At 50.6% G+C, this 20,089-nt stretch carries 10 protein-coding genes; 1 reads left to right on the forward strand and 9 read right to left on the reverse strand.

Annotated elements, in window-relative coordinates:
- Positions 1-93: 93 nt before the first annotated feature.
- A complete protein-coding gene (locus tag LZD49_RS11885; protein ID WP_234667570.1) occupies positions 94-2,553 on the forward strand; it encodes an ABC transporter permease in 2,460 nt (819 codons plus the stop codon).
- On the opposite strand, the gene LZD49_RS11890 is transcribed toward LZD49_RS11885, so the two are convergent.
- The 9 genes from LZD49_RS11890 to LZD49_RS11930 form a co-directional block, all read right to left on the reverse strand.
- Entirely contained in the window at positions 2,554-4,497 is a 1,944-nt protein-coding gene (locus LZD49_RS11890; RefSeq protein WP_234667571.1) for a GDSL-type esterase/lipase family protein, read from the reverse strand.
- On the reverse strand, positions 4,484-6,016 hold the full coding sequence (locus LZD49_RS11895) for a RagB/SusD family nutrient uptake outer membrane protein (protein ID WP_234667572.1): 1,533 nt from the start codon (positions 6,014-6,016) through the stop codon (positions 4,484-4,486). The genes LZD49_RS11890 and LZD49_RS11895 overlap by 14 nt, the downstream gene beginning before the upstream one ends.
- A gap of 36 nt (positions 6,017-6,052) precedes the next feature.
- Entirely contained in the window at positions 6,053-9,466 is a 3,414-nt protein-coding gene (locus LZD49_RS11900; protein ID WP_234667573.1) for a TonB-dependent receptor, read from the reverse strand.
- A 38-nt stretch (positions 9,467-9,504) separates the two neighbouring features.
- Positions 9,505-10,515, reverse strand: a complete 1,011-nt coding sequence (locus LZD49_RS11905; protein WP_234667574.1) for a FecR family protein — start codon at positions 10,513-10,515, stop codon at positions 9,505-9,507.
- A 170-nt stretch (positions 10,516-10,685) separates the two neighbouring features.
- Complete coding sequence (locus tag LZD49_RS11910; protein WP_234667575.1) at positions 10,686-11,273, reverse strand: RNA polymerase sigma factor; 588 nt, start codon at positions 11,271-11,273, stop codon at positions 10,686-10,688.
- Between the two features lie 154 nt (positions 11,274-11,427).
- Positions 11,428-12,792, reverse strand: a complete 1,365-nt coding sequence (locus tag LZD49_RS11915; RefSeq protein ID WP_234667753.1) for an enolase C-terminal domain-like protein — start codon at positions 12,790-12,792, stop codon at positions 11,428-11,430.
- A gap of 18 nt (positions 12,793-12,810) precedes the next feature.
- On the reverse strand, positions 12,811-15,021 hold the full coding sequence (locus LZD49_RS11920) for a PQQ-binding-like beta-propeller repeat protein (RefSeq protein WP_234667576.1): 2,211 nt from the start codon (positions 15,019-15,021) through the stop codon (positions 12,811-12,813).
- Positions 15,022-15,050: 29 nt separating this feature from the next.
- The gene (locus tag LZD49_RS11925; RefSeq protein WP_234667577.1) at positions 15,051-17,282 is read right to left on the reverse strand and encodes a c-type cytochrome; all 2,232 of its coding nucleotides are present in this window, start codon (positions 17,280-17,282) and stop codon (positions 15,051-15,053) included.
- A gap of 22 nt (positions 17,283-17,304) precedes the next feature.
- Positions 17,305-19,782 (reverse strand): glycosyl hydrolase family 95 catalytic domain-containing protein, encoded by a 2,478-nt coding sequence (locus tag LZD49_RS11930; RefSeq protein ID WP_234667578.1) that lies wholly within the window; start codon positions 19,780-19,782, stop codon positions 17,305-17,307.
- Positions 19,783-20,089: the final 307 nt, after the last annotated feature.

Here is a 20,089-nt window from a genome sequence, read left to right on the forward strand (position 1 = left end):
TAAACCGCATTTCCAGCAGAAAAACACGGTTTTTAAATTCTGGTACAATTGTTGCGACCGCAGGCAGTGACACGCTGACAAACCAACTGCCTCATGCTGATCAATTACCTAAAAATCTCTTTCCGTCGGTTATGGACTGATAAAACCAGCTCTGCTATCAACATCCTCGGTTTAGCGCTCGGGATGACGTGCTGCCTGGTTATCTTCATTTTTGTCAGATACGAGCTAGGTTTCGATAGCTTTCATTCCAATTCGGAGCGGACATTCCGAATAGTGGAGCATAGCAAGAAGGCAGACGGTATTCAGCATTGGCCAACCACAGCCTACCCCCTCGCCGCCACCATCCGGGAAAACATCCCAGGTGTAACGGTAGCCCAAACCGTCGGGCCATTAGCCAGGATCATTAGTTCTACCGACAGCAAGGGCAATGTGCATCGTTTCGAAGAAAACAGGCTCATGTTCGCTGACAACCAATATCTTAAAACATTCGATTTCAGCAAGCTTCAACACAACGGGCTCTGGCTGGCCGGTAACGCCGAGACGGCTTTTGCCCAAACAAACGCCGTGGTGCTGACACAAAAACTGGCGGAACGTTATTTTGCCGAATATAAAAGTGATTTGCAACAAATTATCGGCCGGAAGCTGATGCTCAACAATACCGATCCTTTGGTCGTTTCCGGCATTATCCGCAACCCTCCCGGCAATACCAACCTGCTTTTTGATATGCTGGTGAACTATCAGTTTTTCAAAGTCAACAACACTTACCGGGCAGGAAACTGGTCGGGAAATTACCTGGGGACTACTTTCGTGACGCTAAGTAATGCCATCGATCCGGCAACATTCGAGACGCAACTGGCGACGATGAAGAAGAAATACATGAGTAAGGAGGATGACAACCGAATCAGCTATCTGCTGCAACCGCTCATGGAAATCCACACCGAACCACTTTATGAGGACTTTCTGGGCGGATACCTGGTCAGTCGCAACATGTTGTGGGGCCTTGCCAGTTTGGGGATTTTCCTCATCCTGATCGCATCCTTCAACTTCATTAACCTGAGCACCGCCCGCGCGCTGCGACGTCGAAAGGAAGTGGGCGTGCGCAAGTCGGTCGGAAGTACGCAGACGCAGCTTTTCTTACAATTTGTAGGCGAGACATTCATCGTGACGGCGCTCGCGGGCATACTTTCTTTGCTGGCAATGGGGTTTCTGCTCAACTGGCTCAACCATTCGCTGACGATCATTCATCTGGATCTGCGGCCGGATGCCTATGTCTGGATTTTCAGTGCAATGCTGATCGTCCTGGTTGCATTGCTGGCCGGGTTTTACCCCGCAATGGTGCTATCCCGTTTCCGACCCATTCAGGCGCTCAAAAATACAGCGGCCCCCGAACGTAGCCGTTTTTCGCTGCGCCAGGGACTGATCGTCGGCCAGTTTTGCATTACCTATGGTTTGCTGGTAAGCACATTCGTGGCGTCGGGACAAATGAATTTATTCAAAACCAAAGAACTGGGCTTTGCCAAGGATGCGGTGCTAACGATCAATGGACCGAAAAACCAGGTTGTGAGCAAAATGGATGCCTTCCGGCAGCAACTTCTGCAAAATTCGTCGGTCAGGGAAGTGAGCTTTTCATCCGGTGCACCGATCACCAAAAACTACTATGGGACCAATTTCAGGTTGAAGTCGGAAGACCAGAGCATGGATCGCCAGGCCGAAATGAAAGTTGTTGATTTGCATTACAACTCGCTTTTTGACTTAAAAACGCTGGCCGGGCGCTGGTTTAATCATGGCAATCTCGTCCCGAACGGCTCTGCCTTCAATGGTTTTGTTGTAAATGAAACCATGATCAAAATGCTTGGACTGACGCCCGGAACGGCCATCGGTAAAACCCTGACAATCAGCGAAGGTGAGGCGCCTATCATTGGCGTAGTAAAAGATTTCCACAATGTATCCTTGCAGCAAACCATTGCCCCATGCGTGTTTATGTGCTGGAATTCAGACTTTTATGAACAAATTCACGTGGCCATGAATTTCACCGAAGGTTCATGGGTGCAAACCGGCGCCACGCTCAGGAACATCGAGCAGGCCTGGAAAAGTATCTTTCCGCAGGATGTTTACCAATACACTTTCCTGGATGAATCGCTCGCCAAGGGTTATATGGTAGAACAACTCGTTTTTGACGCATTTCGCATTTTCGCCGCCATTTCGATATTCATTTCCTGTCTCGGACTGTTCGGGCTGGCGACATTCGCCGCGCAGCAGCGTACCAAGGAAATCGGCGTCCGCAAAGTGCTTGGCGCATCGGTAGCAAGCATTATGTCGCTGCTATTCAGCGATTTTCTGAAACTTGTAGTAATTGCCATTCTGATCGCCTCGCCTATTGCGTGGTATGCCATGGAAACCTGGCTGGAAGATTTCGCTTACCGCATCGACATGCAATGGTGGATATTCGCCGGTGCCGGCTTGCTTGCTGTCGGTATCGCGTTGCTGACAGTCAGCATCCAAAGCCTGAAAGCCGCGCTGATGAACCCGGTGAATTCGTTAAAAAATGAATAATTAGCGAGAGCGGGTAAGCATAGTGACTAGTTGCAATGCTGCCTGGTCATGTGCATTTAACTGCAACACCTTCCGTGCGTAACTTAGGGCGCCGTCCCGGTTATCCATTTTGTAATAAGCCGAAGCAATGCGGCTCAGTACCGAAACATTGGCAGAATCCGTAGGAAATCCGGAACGAAGTGAAATCACTTCCTGCGTAAGCGCCCGTATGGGCGTGAGATTCAAACCCGAAGCATTGTTCCTTATGGCATAATCCAGATAGGGAATGGCTTTTTCCGGCTCGTCCATTTTCAGCAATAATACAAAAAGATAACGCGCAGTTTCGAACGACGGAGCGAGCCGGAAGGCCTTTTGAAAGCTAAACAAGGCGTCCCGCTCTTCACCCAATTGACCGCTTAACATCGCCGATTTAGCATACAGAGAAGCGTCCAGCGGCTGTTCCAAAATCAACGATTCGACTATCTCGCGTGCTTCGCGGTAGTTTTTAGTTTCAATGTAATGGCTGTAAGTCTGATCCATGGCATTTTCCCATGAAATGCGGCGGTAGGCAAGGTCAAATGCAACCCGCTCCTCGAATGTTTCGCTTTTCACAGAATCCTGATCCAACGCTACATTGAACGGCCAGCTCCTTTTCAGATTCGCTACTTTGTAAGCCCCGGCGAGTGAGTCGATCACCGGAATGGGCATCTCTTGCTGCAAGCGTGTGAAGGAAAGCTCTTTACCCGTCTCGGGACGAATAAATTGCGCCTTTTTTAATGCCTCATAAAACGCGTCGGACATCAATGCATAACCTTTCAAATCGGGATGGACATGTTCAAGAATCAGTTCTTTACCAATAATTCCACCCGTCGAATGGGCTTCAAAAATACCAAGTGTTTCGACCAGATGCGCATGGGGATGGCTCTTAACCAATTGACTGATGATATTATTGAATTCTCCGGGCGCCCTGAAACGCAAGCCATCCAGGTCGCGCGCTTTGGAAAAGTATTCGTGCGCTGCTTGGGTGTTGCCGTGTGCATATTCCTGTTTCCCCAGATTATAATTTAAAATTGCATTGGCTTTATAGTCCTCCGGAAAACGGGGATTTTTTAAAGGAAAGCTAACAAACGGCTTTAAATCAGCCTCATTACTTACAAGGTTACTAATAAAAACAGGCACGCGATACCGTTCAAATACGTCGAGCACCTGCTCCATATTTGACCTGAATTGCTTCACCCCTCGGAGATAAAGATCCGATTGAAAAGGGATCTCCTGCTCGGCCACCATCCGCTGCATGCGGGTACCGTCGTTCTGGTCGGCGGTATGCATTGCCAGCAGTTCCTGATAGAGATTGGTGCCCAACTGCATGACCTTCAACGATCGCAAACGCAACAACAAATTAGCCAATGCAGGATTTCCACCAAATTGCTCTGTAGAACCTACTCCCATCGCACCATAATATTCGTTATGCCCGGTGTAAATCAATACGGCATCAGGCTGAAAATCGACGACTTCGCGTGCAAAGCCGAGCACCGTGTATGAATTAACAGCCGTAAGCGCAATGTTGACAATTTCAAAATGCTGCTCCGGAAATGTGTGGGCAAGGCGGTATTGTAGCCAGCGATGAAATGAGCCATTATGAAAATAAGGATAACCAATGGTCGTAGATTCTCCCAAAACAAAAATGCGACGGGTACCGGGAGCCTTTACCTTTCGGAAAGGCTCCACATTACCGGTCGTCGCATTCTTCTGATTGATGAAGTAGCGTTTGGAAGCGTCAGGGTTTAGGAATAAATAATCTTTGTCTTGCGGGTATTCGATAAAAAGGCTGAGATCGTAACCGTAATGGAGCAGCCGCAAGCTGCACTCGAGCAATGCCAAAAGGCAAAAAGGAAGCGCAACGCCGATGATTTTGAACACCAGCGTGCGGTTACTTTTTACCTTGCCCGAATCAATACCCTTCATTCTGCTGCCACTTCGGATTCCGTGCCATCTCGTTAACCGGTATCGGTGCCAGGTATTTCTGAGCAAAATTGGTATTGGCCGGAATAGGGTTTTCCTCCTGGCTGCGCTCGGCTACGATCTTTGGCAAGAGCTGCAACCGAACGATATCAAACCAGCGCACGCCAAATTCCCCGGCAAACTCATAAGCACGCTCGTAGACAACGGAATCCCGGAATGCTGTGGCGGACAATCCAGCCGTCAGATTTGGCAGTCCGGCACGCTTCCGCACTTCGTTGATCGCCGCGTAACTGGCCGCCGTAGGGCCGCCACCCGACATAGCCGATGCCTCTGCATAGGCCAGCAGTACGAGCGGATAACGGATAATATCATATACCTTATTGGTGCTCGGATTGATCGAATTAATGGCCGTTTCGGTCTCGGAAACACCGTCGCCATTCAAGCCGGCGCGGAATTTCTTGTAGTAAGGATGCCGCGCATGGGTTTCGGGAGAATCCCAGGAAACGAGCTTGAAAGTCTTACCGTCAGGCTGGCGCAATTTGAGCGTCGTGTAGAAAGTGTCGTCGGTACGCTTGCACTTTGGCGCTCTTTTGTAAAAATTGATTTCGGGATAATAGTCATCCCAGCCACTTGAACCGTTCGTTGCCACTTCATCCAGGGGCACACACGACGAGCCCGCACTGCGCAATGGCAAACCGCCATTTACATTGTATTGCAGGCCAAAGATCGATTCCGGGCCATTGTTAGTTGTAAAAACCTGCGCATAAGGTGTGCTCAGATTGAACTGGCCGGATTTGATGACAGCATCCGCTTCGGCCGCGGCCTGCGCATAATTGCTTGCCTGGTTCAATGGCCAGCCGGTCATATTCAGGTACACATCTGCCAGCAGCGAACGTGCCGCCATTTGATCCGCTTTTCCAGGGGCATTGTCAAATTTCGCAGGCAACAATTCTTTCGCTTTTTGCAAATCGGCGATAATGGCTTCGTACACCTTCTCAATCGGGTCACGGTCGGGACGGTCATCGACGTCAATCGGCGTCAGGATCACAGGTACCGGGCCAAACGTGCGCACAAGATAGTAGTAACCCAATGCACGCAAAAAATAGGCCTGCCCCGCCGATTGGTTTTTCTGCTCCTCGGTCGAGTTGACTTTGGCATAATTCGCAATCACATTATTGGCCTGGTAAATCCCCTGCCACGGGCCTTGCCACTGCGCTACCATGCTGAGGTTACCGCTACCACCACTCAGCCGATCAAAAAGACGAAAATCTTCCTTGTTCAGGCCCGGATCGGTCGTAAAATCGTCGGAACCGAAATAGGATGTGCTCCGATTGGTAAAGCCCCACGCACCATCACGGGCGAACTGAACGTAGATCGCTGAAACCGCTCCGTCCAGATCGGACTGTGTCTTGAAATAGGTACCGGGCGTCAGGTTGGCCTTCGGGTCCTCGGTCAGGTTCTGGCAACCCGAAAATGCCGCGGCAGCCAAAAGAATCGATAATATTGAATATTTGATTTTCATAATGCTCTTTTTAAAAATGTCATGAAACCGGTCCTGTTACAATCCCAGCCGCAAACCGACCGTATAAGTCTTGGCATTGGGGATCACACCCATTTCCAAACCTTGCGTAATGGCATTGAACCCATTCGAAACCTCAGGATCATAACCTGGATATTTGGTGATCATAAACAGGTTCTGGCTGCTCAAATACACTTCCAGGTTCCGTACTTTGACCTTATTCAAAACCACCGCAGGCAGTTTGTAGGTAAGCGAGACGTTTTTCAGCTTGATATAGCTCGCATTGTAGACATACCGGCTACTGTTGTTGAAATTCTTGCTGGTATTGCTGAATGCCGGATTGTCGGTCTCATTCTGCGGCGTCCAGATATTGAGCGCATCCTGCGTGGTGGCATTGCGCTGGTCGCCCAGGCCGCCCCATAGGTAGGCCAATGTCTGTGAATAGATCTGGTTACCATGCGTGCCCTGGAACATGAAGCTCAATGAGAAATCGCCATAGCTCACATCATTGATAAACCCGAACGAATACTTCGGCGTACCATTCCCAATTGGCATCCGGTCGTTCGCGGTGTAAGCATGGTCGCCGTCCACATCGGTATACTTGGCATCACCGGGTTTCATACCGAATTTGGTCGCCTCTTCGGCTTCACTGGTTTTCCAGGTCCCGAGGAACTGATAGCCGTAAAATTCGCCCAATGGCCGTCCTACCCGCAAAATAGAGGCACTATTGCCCGCGGAACCAATGCCATTTACGATCACGTTGTCGAGCCCGCCCAAATCAGTCACTTTATTCCTGTTAAATGAAATGTTGAAATTCGTCGTCCAGCGCAACTTGCCCGTGCTTACCGGCGTGCCGCCTACCGAGAACTCGATACCTCTGTTCTCAACGCTTCCGATATTGCGCAGATAATCGCCGCCACCCATATAGAATGGTGCCTGGTAGTTATAAAGCAGATCGGAAATGTTCTTCTTATAGGCATCGGCGGTGAATGTCAGTCTGCCTCTGAGGAAAGATGCGTCCAGACCAACGTCAAACTGCTCGGTCCGCTCCCATTTCAGGTTTTTGGAAACCGGCGCACCCAATGGTGTGGAAACACTCGGTGTCGTTCCATCGAAATAATAGGCCGGTTGCTGGCCGCCCGTTGTGATTTGCGCAATGGTTGCGTACGCTCCCACAGCCTGGTTACCCGTTTGCCCATAGCTGGCGCGGAGTTTCAAATCGGAGAAGATTTTAGAATCCTTCATAAAATCCTCATTAGCGACATTCCATCCCAATGCGAGCGAAGGAAAAGTGCTGTATTTCTGTGTTAAATGCGAGGAACCATCGGTACGAACGCTGGCTGTGAGCAGGTATTTATCCTTGTAAGAATAATTCACCCGGCCCATATACGACTGCAACGCGTCCTGCGAATAGCCGGAATTAGTCAGCTGCGTGGCGCCGAGGCTGAGATTGTAATAGCCCAAAGCATACGACGACAAGTTATTGGCGCGCGCATTGATAGAATTGTTAGTTCCATTCTGCTGCTCATAAAGGGCTGTTAAGGTAAGCGAATGGTTCCCAAAATTGGTTTTATAGGTCAAAAAATTGCTATTCTGAAAAAATCCGCCGCGTGATGCATTTCCTTCCGCATACAGAACACCATTGCCTGTCCCTGGGCCGGCCAGATTCTGACCAAATTGCGAACGAATTTCGTAGGTATTGATGGTTGTAAATGAAAGCCCTTTCAAAATACGGTAGGTAAGAACAGCTGTGCCGGTCACATTGGCCTGGCGGTTGTCAAACTGCTGATTAGTAGCTCTAGAAATAGGATTGTATTGAATTGAACCGTAAGGGGCTGTGTAAATAAACTGACCAGTCGCCGGGTCGCGCACGGGCGAGGTCGGATCCCATTCGGTAGCTTGTGTGAATGGGTCGGTGAGGTCGCCGGAGTAGCCATTGTTACGGCTGTTTGGCAACATGGCGGCGACGTTGAATTTAAGGTCCATTTTGTCGTTCAGCTTCGCATCGATGTTCGCCCGTAGGGTGGTCCGTTTGTAATATTGGTTTAAAATGAGGCCCGGCTGGTCGAGATAATTGGCCGAAAACAGGTAACGGATATTGGAAGAACCTCCTGAGACATCCAATTGATAATTCTGGATCCACGGCTCCTGATGCAGCTCATCCTGCCAGTCGGTGCCACCGTTGGCTTTCAGCTCTGCCAGACGCTGATCCGAAAATGCAGCTGTATTACCCGTGGAGGCGAACTGCGCATTCACGGTTCTTGCAAAATCATACGCATTCATCAGGTCCAGCTTTCTCGGAATACTCGCCTTGCTGAACCACGTGCTGAAATTCACCCGTGCTTTGCCTTCCTTACCGGTTTTGGTAGTAATTAAAACCACGCCATTCGAACCCCTGGAACCATAAATCGCAGCGGATGAAGCGTCTTTAAGGATTTCCAACGACTCGATATCGTTCGGGTTGATAGATTCGATATTACCACCGACAAAGCCATCGATCACATACAAAGGTTCGTTGGAACCGGTAATGGAATTGGCCCCTCGGATTCGGACATTCAATCCCCTGCCTGGCTGCCCGCTCGAACTCGATACGGTCACGCCGGACGTCGTCCCTTGCAAAGCCTGTTCCACACGCACCAGCGGCCGCTTGGCGATTTCCCGGGCCGAAACACTGCTCGACGCCCCGGTCACATCACTTTTGCGTTGCTCACCGTAACCTACTACCACCACTTCTTCGAGCCCGCGCTCACTCACATGCATACCAACATCAATGCTCGTGCGACCGCCCACAACGACCTCCTGGCTCTCGTAACCCACAAAACTGTACACGAGCACTGCGCCAGAAACCGATTCATCGGAGATTTCCAGCTCATACTGGCCGTCGGTGTTCGTCGTCGTGCCACGCTGGGTACCTTTGAGCACAACGCTCACGCCCGGCAAGGGGTCGTTCTTTTCGTCGGTCACTTTACCCCGGATATTGATCACTTTTGGAACGTTTTCAGGGCTAACAGTACTTGCGCCCGGCTGCGTTTCGACAGAAGATTCTCCATTAGCGGGTGCTCCACCCGGAGGAGGCAACTGGGTCTGTTTCAAGCTTTGTTTCAGTTCACGGACGGAACCTGCGTCGGCATCTTTCGGGAAAATGGCGTAAATCTTGCCATGCTTTTTGTATTCCAAACCATTGGTTTTCAAGACACGGTCGAGCGTTTCCCCGATCGCCTCGCCGTTACGGCTCTGGTATTGCACCTGCAATGACTTAATTTTATCATTGTGGTACATAAAATAGACGGAATGCCGCTTTTCGAGGTCGTGCAAGACCTGATCCAGGCTTCGGTAGGAAGGCTGTTCGCTACGCTGGGGCTGGGGGACCTGCCCTCTGGCGAACGTTTGCGCGTGGGCTACTGAGCCACCAACGCATAGCAATCCCATCATGAGTAAGTTGATCTTTTTCATGAGCATTGATTGAAGGTTTCGATAAAAAGTTTTAGCTGCTAGTTAGGGCGGCCCCGGATCGTCACCCGTTGCTCCTCGTGGGTAATGGTAATAGGCAGGATGCTTTCCAGCGCGCTGAGAAGGTCTCCCATGTTGTCGGTCGGGACAACGCCGTTTACGGTCTGCTTTTTTAATGAATCAGTTTCGATATTAACGGTAACACCATACGTTTCCCTGATCAGTACGGCAATTTCGGCCAGCGAAGCGTCATTGAGCGTCCAGCGGTTATTCTTCCAGGAATACATCGGGCTGGCGTCGGGCAGATGCCGCATGCGCAATTGTTGTCTGTTTCGGGAAAAATCTACGAGATCACCGGGCTTCATTTGAATTTCTTTCGCTGAGCGGTCATTCAATTGCAAATGCACCAACCCTTCGCTCAGCACCACGCGCGTCTGGTCTTGCCGGGTATTGACATTGAACTCCGTACCGCGCACTTCTACATTCAAGTCATGCGTATGAACCGTAAATTTGACGGCATGACCCGCTTTTTTTAATTTACTTACACTAAAAAATGCCTCGCCTTCCAGCCACACCTCGCGCTCGGTACGCCTGCCCCAGCGATCCGCTACACGGAGGCTCGAATTGGCATTGAGTGTTACGAGAGAGCCGTCGGGCAGCAGCACACGCCGCGATTCGCCGAATGCAGTGTGATAGATATGGCCCTGGCTTTGCCGGTAGAAATAGCCCCCAAAAGCGACCAGAAGCAATATCACTGCCGCAGCGACTTTCAGCCATAACACCCGGTTTCCGAACATGACGGTCTTTCTGCTTTTGCCATCCTCAATACCCTGCCAAATCCGCTCGATTGTTTCAGAACCGGGCATCGCGCCTTCATCGGAGGAGGCGAGTAACACCATTTGCCTGGCCAGCTCGATATCGCGGGTTTTGGAAGGATTGTTACGCAGCCAGTCGAGCCAGAACAGCTCCGCTTCGGGAGTGGGATGAAGCACCCAGCTGCAAAAAAATGCATCGGTTGCAAAATCCTCAGGTTCAAATGACTCGTAATGCATGGAAAAGTCTGGTTTTCATCCTCAAACATCAAATGGGGAAAAGCCGGGCGGATTACCCCAGGAAATGGGATTTTTTTTTGAAAAAATTATAATAGCCTAAAATGCTACCATTTCACTCATTCCGTCATTTAGAAATGACGGCAAAGGATTTGTCTGATTCCGAACCGGGATTAATGAAAGATGAGGAAGGTTAATGCGGTCAAAATAATCTCGGAATAGCCCGATAACAATTCCCGCAGGCCCTTCATAGATTTTTGCAGCGTGTTATGCACCGATTGCAGCGAAATATTCATGATCTCAGCGATCTGCTGATGGTTGAACTCGTGGTAATAGCGCAGGTTTACAACTTCCTGCTGGCGCGGCGGCAGTTGGGTCAGTGCGCGACCGAGCGCACGCGAGCGGCCCAGTTCGTTTTCGGTGTCGATAAGCTCGCTTTCGGTGGATGCGGAAAAAAGCCGGTGCTCGAAGGCGGATATCTCCGCCCCGGCACCGGCTACGTTTCGATTGAGCGGGTGCTGCGTGATCTTGCGGCGCAGCACCCGGAAAAGATAGTATTTGATGCTATCGGTGTCGGACAGTCGCTTGCGGCTGTTCCAGAGCTCGATAAACATATCCTGGATCGAATCTTCCACTAATTGCGTGTCAGTAGTCAGTTTATGGCCATATCGGTAAAGGACTTCAATATGCGATTTGTAAAGCATTGAAAAGGCCGTTTCATCCCCGCTTCGGAAACTTCTCCACAAGTCTGAGTCATTCATAGGAAATGGTGCCGGAAAAATAGTCTGTAAGTCCGGCAAACCTAAACCCCTACCCTTAAAAAAAGCTTAACAAAGCATTAACAGACCCCGTTTTCGCCCGATTTTTTAAACAATTTCAATAAAAAATTGGCCATAAACTTTTAAAAGCTGATTATCAAGGTTTTAAAAGGGTCCCGTCGCTCTTCCGTACCGTCCAGCGCGACTTGGTTCCAATCGGGTATTTGGCCGCCTCTTTTTCGTTGATGTCGATCCCGAGCCCCGGCGTTTCGTTCACATAATAGTAGCCATTCTTGATAGTCGGGCAACCCGGAAAAACCTCCTGTACTTTTTCGCTGAAACGCTGCGATTCCTGGATTCCGAAATTCCACACCGCAATATCGATATTGTTGTTGGCCGAATGTCCTACCGGCGAAGTATCACCGGGTCCATGCCACGCCGTTTTCACATTGAACCATTCCCCGAGGCGCGCCACTTTCATGGCTGGCGTAATGCCACCGATCTGCGAAATGTGGCAGCGGATGTAGTCGAAAAGCTGATTGGCCATCGGGTCGCGGAACTCGTTGATATTGTTAAAAAGCTCGCCCATGGCGATCGGCACTGTAGTACTTTGGCGGAGCTGTTTGAACCAGCCCATATTTTCGGGTGAAAAGGGGTCTTCGATGAAGTAAGGGCGATATTCTTCCAGGCCTTTGATCATATTAATGGCGTCCATCGGCTCTACGAGCTCGTGCATGTCGTGGAGCAGCTCGATATCCTCCCCACATCTTTTACGCACCATTTCAAACATCTTGGGAACGCGTTTCAGATACGTGCGCTGGTCGCTGAAATCGTCGGTAGACCGGCCAAAACCAGCCGCTTTGAAATCGGGCTTGATCTCGTCCATGGCCCCTACCCCGCCATAGCCGCCCTGCTGAATGCGGACATGCCTGAAGCCTTCTGACATATATTGCTGCACCTTATCGGCAATGGCTTCTGGTGTGGGGCCGCTCGCGTGGGTGTACGTATCCACCGCAATGCGCGCTTTCCCGCCCAGGAGCTGGTGGACCGGCACATTAGCGCGTTTTCCTTTGATATCCCAAAGTGCCTGATCAAGACCCGACAATGCGTTGTTCAGTACGGCATCATTGCGCCAATACGAGCTCACATATGCCGACTGCCACATATCTTCTATGTTATCGACGTCCTTACCCACACAAAACTCATCCAGGTAAATATCTATTGCGGGAATCACCACTTTCGCCCGCTGCGTGAACGTCGCGCAGCCTAATCCGTAAAGACCGGGCTCGGAAGTTTCCACTTTCACGATCACCAGATTAGCTCCGCCAGGCGCGGTGGTAATGGCTCTTACTTTTTTTATTGTCACCGGCGCTGCTCCTCGGGCATATTGGGGCGTCACATAGCGTTCGGCTCGGGCCTGGGGGCTATCGAAGAGTGACAGGAGCCCAGCCGTGGAACCTGCTGCGAGCATTTTCATCGCATTCCGGCGGCTGTTTTCGGTGGAATTTTCTTTCTTGTTCATCATGTACAGGTTTAGTGTTTATTTTAATGCAAAAGCAATGTAATTCCCTCCGATCTTCTGGCCCCGTCCGCCGCCGGCCGCGATCACGATGTACTGTTTGCCATCGATCTGGTAACTGATCGGCGTCGCGAACCCACCGGCAGGTAATTGATATTCCCAAACGGTTTTACCCGTCTTTTTATCGAATGCGCGGATCTTTTCGTCTTTGGTACCGGCAATGAATACTAATCCTCCGGCAGTTGCGAGCGGACCGCCATAGCTATCTGTTCCGGTAATGGGAATGCCTTTTTTAGTAAGCTCGGGATATTCGCCGAGCGGCACGCGCCAGAGATATTCGCCCGTGTTCAGGTCAATGGCATTTAATGTGCCCCACGGTGGTTTGATACCCGGATACCCATTTTGATCGGTGAAACGCTGCCAGGTTTTACTCACATAGGCCGGCATATATGGGAAGCCGTCCTTTGAAGCAGGCTTGGCAGTCGCATCAGCCGTTTTAACCGATGCCGACCCTGCTTTTTCGCGGTTCAAAAGAAAATCGACCAGTGCATCATGCTCCTTGTCCGACAAATGCCCGAAAGATGGCATTCTACCGCTACCGGTTTTGAGAATGCCTTTAATCTGCACAGGATTTAGTTTTTTACCAATATCGACCAATCCCGGCAGTTCCGGGCCGCTGCCTTTGCGGTCCTGACCATGGCAAGCCGCGCAATTGGTAAGGTAAAGCGAGTTACCCAATGTCCGGGGCGCTTCGGATTTCTTCTGCGCGGCATCGGCCATAATCAGCTCCCAGGGTTCCTCATTTACATTTTGGTAAAATACACCATCAGGATCGACTGCGTTACCACCCCATTCTGCACCGCCGCTGTAACCGAACAGTAATGTGCCCGTAGTATTCGGCGGAGTGAATTTATGGTCTGTTTTTATCTTGTTGTAACGCTCCTTCACGTAGGCGTGTGCCTCGGGCGAGAGGTCTGTAATGTCCGCTTCCGTGTAAACTTGCCTTGAAAGCGGTGCCGGTTTTAGTGGAAATTTTTGTGTAGGAAAAGGATGCTCCCCGGGGAGGCCATTAACCGGCACTTTTCGTTCCTCGACAGGAAAAATGGAGGTGCCTTTATCGCGGTCGAGCACATAAACAAGGCCATCCTTCGTGCTTTGAACAACAACATCAATGCGTTTGCCATTATGAGTAATGGTAGTCAGGTTCGGCGGGCTCGGGTGGTCGCGGTCCCAAAGGTCGTGGTGAATGGTCTGGTAATGCCAATTTCGCTTGCCCGTTTCCGCATCCAGGGCCATAATGCAGTTGGCAAACAGGTTGCTGCCTTCTCGATCACCACCGTAGAAATCCGAAGCGGGAGAGCCCGTTCCGAAATAGACGACACCGCGCTTTTCGTCCAGGCTCATGCCGCTCCAATTGTTGGTCGCGCCAATTTTTTTGTAAGCATTCTTGGGCCAGGTGTCATAACCATATTCGCCCGGTTGCGGGATCGTATGAAAAACCCATTTCAATGTCCCGGTTACCACGTCAAATGCCCGAATATGCCCTGGCGCTGCATCTCCGGATTCGGAAACCGCCGAGCCGAGGATGAATGTATTTTTAAAAACGATACCCGGGCTCGTCGCATTCACCGAAAGCTTGCTTATATCATGGTCCATGCCGGTCTGCAAACCGGCATGAATATCCACCCGACCTTCCTTTCCAAAACTTTTAATGATCTCGCCTGTTGCCGCATTCACCGCATACAAACTCGACCCAACTGTGTAAAGTATACGTTTGTCATCACCATTTTCCCAATACACTACGCCCCGGTTCGAATTGAGCCGATCATCTCTATACGGCTCAAATTTCCAAAGTTGCTCACCCGTACCGGCTTTCAAAGCAAAGAGCTTTAATTCTGGCGTCGTGCCATAAAGCACACCATTCACCACGATGGGCTGGCACTGGATAGCACGGTTACGCTGCCTGCCAGGATTGGCGGGATCAGGCTTTTCGGAAGCATCGTACATCCAGGCGACCTGCAACTGCCCCACATTGCCGAGATTAATCTGATCCAGTGGCGAATAACGGTTCCCAGCCTTGTTACCGCCATAATTCGGCCAGTCTGAGCCGGGGCCTGGCTGATCCGGGGCTGAAAAACCATTGCCCAGCATCATCGCTACACATACTGCGCCCACCGACATGCCAATGCCCTTTCTCCAAAGCGCAGGCCGCAAAAACTGCTTGCTTACCATTAATTTCAAGTTTCGGTTTAAAGAATCAGTTATTGGATCGATAGTTCATCAAGCGTATAGGCCTTGTCACGCGATGCCGTTTGTTCCCGGATCGTTTTCACATCTGCGGGGCGTACGGGTGGAGAGTTCGTGAATTCGAAGCGTACATAACTCAGTACCGACGCAATCCATTCGTCGTCGTTATCTTTCATCGACGGCATCTCCGTCGGATAGGTATTGCCTTCAATAGGTCCCGATAGGCCATGCAGCAGAATACGGACGGATGCATTGGTATTGTTCCTGTTCAAACGCCGCGAACCGGCAAGTGGTGGTGCCGTTTTACTAACTAATCCCCTTCCATCCGCACCATGACAGGTCGCGCAAAGAGATTTATAAATCACCGAGCCATTCATCACCAGCGTGCGGTCCGGCGCATCCAACCGGCCCAGTTTCGTCCCGAATTTCTTGGCATCCTCATTTTTCTCAACACTTCGTTGTGCACGGGCCAGCACCTCTACTCCTGCCGATTGTTTGACAATATCATCGGCCAAGGCCTTTGCTTTCGGCGACTTGCTTTGTGCCAATGAAAATATCAGTTGCATACGAACGTCTGCAACCGCGTCGGATTTCAGAGCGGCCAGGTTTTCAATCATCGCATCGTCTTTTTTCAGGAACGGCTCCGTCATACGCACGGCGGCTTTGCGGATTTCGAAATCACCGTCTTTCAATGCTGAGGCAATGCTGTTTTGATCCAAAGCTCCCAACCCTTCCAGCGTCCACAACGCATGCAACCGCGCCAATGCCGATGGTTCTTTGATCGCATCGTTGCTTTTACCGGCGGCTATTGCTTTTAAAAGTGGCACAATCGATTGGTCATTGCGGATAATGAGCTCCTTCTGCGCATTGTCCCGCCACCAGCCGTTGGAATGGCCGAGATAACCTGCTAATGTCCTGGGGCTTTCGTCGAGCATTTGGGGCTTGGGCCCGGGAGCCATGCCGTCGTGTACGAGGCGGTAAATGCGTCCGTGCTGGATATTTTTATCCAGACCAAACCGCTTGATCTGCGGACGGAGATAGCTATTGGGGCCGGTCCAGTTACCTTCCTGGATGATACCGCGGTTCATATCCACAATGTACAGACAGCCGTCGGGGCCGGTGTACATGTTCACCGCGCGGAAATTCATGTCGGTAGAGGCTATAAACTCTTCATTTTGATAAGCATTTTCCAAAGTGATCTTGCCGTTTTTGTTGATCACTTTCGCGCGACGAATGAGTCGACCAACCGGTTCGCTGATCAGCAAGTCTCCTCGGAGATCGGCCGGCAGCCGGTCGCCACGAAAAATTAGCTGGCCACAACTTGCAGTGAAATGGTTGAGCGTGGTATCGGGCTTCAATCTTTTCAGACCGCCTTCCACATCGGGTGTTTTGATAATTGGCCAGACTTCGTTGAATTCTTCCTTATACTGATCATTAAACTCCATCCGTCCATAAATCGGGTTGATCTGGAAACCCAATGCGGGTACCTCGCCACCCGCCGAGGAGAAGTACAGCCGTCCAAAGTTATCGTGCGTCAGCCCCCATTGCCCATTAGATCCGCTCGGAATAGAGTCGGGCTTGAGAATGCCATCGGCATACCGGAAGCGGACTGGGTCAACGGCCACGTAAATCCAGTTATCGACGTTCCAATCCAAGCCGCTACGCTGGTGTTCGAGGTTGCCGGGTGCTTTTTTATCAGGCGTGTAAACGGGACGTTTTACATCGGCCACACCGTCTCTATCGGTGTCCTTATAGCCGTAAACATTATAAGTATCCGTCTCATTTACAAGCAATTCATTACCTACGCAGAGCAACATCCGCGGCAGGAGCATTTTATCGATGAACACCGAGCTCTTGTCCATCTTTCCATCATTATTAGTGTCTTCGAGCAGCATTACCCGGCTCGTGGGTGCATGCTCGTTGGTACCTTCTACATCTTGCATGTACGTGTTGAGTTCGGCCACATACATGCGCGCATTGCCATCCCAGGCAACGGCCACGGGCTCGTGGATCATCGGCTCGCTGGCTACCAGTTCAAGATGATAGCCTTTGGGTAATTTAAATGTCTTGATACTTTGCTCGGGCGTAAGGTGTGCGGGTGAAGGGTTTTCGGTAAATGCCGGGATAGCATTCACCGACTCATCGGTCGTGCGCAGCACTTCGTCTTTGGAGCTGTTCTGCCTTGAAACCTGGCAGGTAACGAGCGTCACAGCCAGCGCGCCGGCTATCCAGATCTTCTTATTCATGGTGATGGGTTTAGAAAGGGTGTTACCAGGTGAATGTGTATGTCTTGCCTTTTTCGGTTTTGAAATCGTAAAGGGCCGTTTCAGGTAAGGTCAAACCAGTGATTTTTGCCGCCGGTGAAATCAATGGCTTCGGGATGTCGAGTGTTTGGTAAAATGGATTGCTGTTGGCGTTTCCATTGGTCGCCAGGACAATTCCATTTCCTTTCAATGCATTGGATAGTCTCAAACGGCAATTGCCGCCCAAGGTGGATTTGATGACCAGCTTCGAGACCTTTCCCTCTTTCCATTCCAATGACACGATTTCAAAACCGCCACGGGCCCGTAAGCCGCTGATCGATCCGGCTTTCCAGCTGTCAGGGAGGGCCGGAAGCAAGTGAATGGCGCCGTCGTGGCTTTGCATCAGCATTTCAGCGATACCCGCTGTGCATCCAAAGTTGCCGTCTATCTGAAATGGCGGGTGGGCGTCAAAAAGATTGGTGTAGGTGCCGCCCCCGCCTTTTTTACCGGGCGCGTCCACAGGTGAAAGCTGGTCTGTAATCAATTTGTAAGCGCGGTTTCCATCGAGCAGGCGCGCCCACCAGTTGACCTTCCAGCCCATTGACCAGCCCGTAGACACATCGCCGCGGTGTTCGAGCGATGTTTTGGCCGCGCTGAAAAGCTCAGGAGTCCGGTAGGCCGAGAGCTGATGTGAAGGATACAAGCCATACAAATGCGAAATGTGGCGGTGCTTATCTTCCGGACTGTCCAGGTCTTCCAGCCACTCCTGTAACTGCCCAAATTTCCCAACCTGCATCGGCGGAAGCTGCTCGCGTTTCGTTTTCAACGTTTTGACAAAATCGGCATCGGTCCCCAATGCCTCCGCAGCGCGAATTGTACTGGTGAAAATGTCATAAACGATCTGATTATCCATGGTATTCCCAGCACCGATCGTCGTTTTCGGACGGATGGAGGGCGCATTCTCGGGCGACATACCTGGTGCAACCACCAGCCATTGATGTGTAGGCTCGGGAACCAGAAAATCCACAAAAAACTGCGCTGAGCCCTTCAAAGCCGGATACACCGATTTCAGGAACATCTTATCTCCCGAATAGCAATACTTCTCCCACAAATGCGTGCTCAGCCACGCACCGCCCATCGGCCACATGGCGTAGAAGATCGGGTCGACCGGACCGGTTATGCGCCATAAATCGGTGTTATGATGTGCCAGCCAGCCTTTTGCACCATACATGACCCTGGCCGTTTCCTGACCGGTTACCGACAATTCCTTCACCATCTGGACCAACGGCTCGTGCATTTCGGTCAAATTGGTGACCTCGGCAGGCCAGTAATTCATTTCCGTGTTGATATTGATCGTGTATTTGCTGCCCCAGGGCGGGTTCATTTCCTGGTTCCAGATTCCCTGTAAATTGGCAGGCTGCCCAGCGGGCATGCCATTGCTGCCCGGCTGTGAGGAGGATATCAGCAGGTAGCGGCCAAACTGGAAGTACAATGCAACCAGCTGCGGATCATTTCCGGAAGCAAATTGGACGATCCGTTCATCCGTAGGCCGTTTTGCCGCTTCGGATGTCCCCAAATCAAGCTTCACACGATTGAAATAGTGCTGATATGCTGTAATGTGACTTTTCAGGATTGTGTCAAAAGACCTTACCGAGGCTTTACTCAAATATTCACTGGCTTTTACCTGTGGATTGGCCGTCAATGTCTTATAATCGATAAAATTCGTAGCAATAGAAATGTAAATTGTAGCTGCATTAGCTCCCTTGACGGTCAAAGACGTGTCTCGTTCACTCAACTGCCCGCCCTCAGGTTTCACCAGCACATGCGCCTGAAATGCAACCTGCCCTTTTACACCCTCTTTATCTCCACTAACACCCGCAAAAACCAACTTCCCTCCTTTCTCCATCCTCCTTTCTCCTTTCTGAGGACTGTTCAAAAATGAAGTAAACGTGAGCTTCCCGGGCTTATCGGCCGTCAAACGGATCGCGATGACCTCATCGGGCACTGAGGCGATCACCTGACGCGTATATTTTACTCCATCCACAATATAGGACGTCGTGGTTACTGCCTTCTCAATATCCAGCTCACGGTAATAGTCAGTAAACTTCTCGTGTCCCGGAAAGTCGATATTCAGGTTCCCCACCGGCTGGTACATCATCCCATTGGTGGTTTTCGACTCGATTTTCTCTGCCGCGAGCTTGGCGGCATCATTCTGTTTGCCTTCAAAAATCAGTTTTCGGACTTCGGGTAATGCGGCGAGAGCATTCGGGTTATCATTCCGGTTCGGGCCACCTGCCCATACGGTCGATTCGTTGAGTTTAAGAACCTCTTTTTCGGGATTGCCATACACCATCGCACCCAGCCGGCCATTTCCGACAGGCAGCGCGTCGGTCCAGGTTTTCCCGGCTGGCTTTTTATACCAGAGTTTTAACGAACCTGATGTTTGTGCAAAAATTGGATTGATAAACAGAAAAAGGGTCAGGCTTAGGAATAGGCGTTTCATGAAAGATGGTTACGTGATCTTGTCCTTTGTGTTAAGAGGACACGAACCCGGATTTTTAATGCTTTGGGTTATTAAAGTTTGGGTTAACCGGGACGACTATGTGCTCCGGCATGGCGTGAATGCCAGTTTCGGACTTACCCGACAACGGCAGGCAAATTAGACGGGCAGGATTAACGGGGGCATTAATAAAAGCTTAATGCGTAGGGAAAACTGTAAATAGTTCTTTGGAAAGTGAAAAATCACAAGATAAGCTCTCGTCGAAACGGTCATCATTTCCTCGGGATGCTGTTAGTTCCACAGAAAATGA

The organism is Dyadobacter sp. CY261 (genome assembly GCF_021440085.1).
Lineage (GTDB): Bacteria > Bacteroidota > Bacteroidia > Cytophagales > Spirosomataceae > Dyadobacter.

What these genes read in the sequence shown, in the direction of transcription:
- LZD49_RS11930 (WP_234667578.1), bottom strand. Translation starts at nt 19,782, where the DNA reads ATGAAACGCCTATTCCTAAGCCTGACCCTTTTTCTGTTTATCAATCCA.
- LZD49_RS11885 (WP_234667570.1), top strand. Translation starts at nt 94, where the DNA reads ATGCTGATCAATTACCTAAAAATCTCTTTCCGTCGGTTATGGACTGAT.
- LZD49_RS11925 (WP_234667577.1), bottom strand. Translation starts at nt 17,282, where the DNA reads ATGAATAAGAAGATCTGGATAGCCGGCGCGCTGGCTGTGACGCTCGTT.
- LZD49_RS11915 (WP_234667753.1), bottom strand. Translation starts at nt 12,792, where the DNA reads ATGAACAAGAAAGAAAATTCCACCGAAAACAGCCGCCGGAATGCGATG.
- LZD49_RS11910 (WP_234667575.1), bottom strand. Translation starts at nt 11,273, where the DNA reads ATGAATGACTCAGACTTGTGGAGAAGTTTCCGAAGCGGGGATGAAACG.
- LZD49_RS11905 (WP_234667574.1), bottom strand. Translation starts at nt 10,515, where the DNA reads ATGCATTACGAGTCATTTGAACCTGAGGATTTTGCAACCGATGCATTT.
- LZD49_RS11895 (WP_234667572.1), bottom strand. Translation starts at nt 6,016, where the DNA reads ATGAAAATCAAATATTCAATATTATCGATTCTTTTGGCTGCCGCGGCA.
- LZD49_RS11890 (WP_234667571.1), bottom strand. Translation starts at nt 4,497, where the DNA reads ATGAAGGGTATTGATTCGGGCAAGGTAAAAAGTAACCGCACGCTGGTG.
- LZD49_RS11900 (WP_234667573.1), bottom strand. Translation starts at nt 9,466, where the DNA reads ATGAAAAAGATCAACTTACTCATGATGGGATTGCTATGCGTTGGTGGC.
- LZD49_RS11920 (WP_234667576.1), bottom strand. Translation starts at nt 15,021, where the DNA reads ATGGTAAGCAAGCAGTTTTTGCGGCCTGCGCTTTGGAGAAAGGGCATT.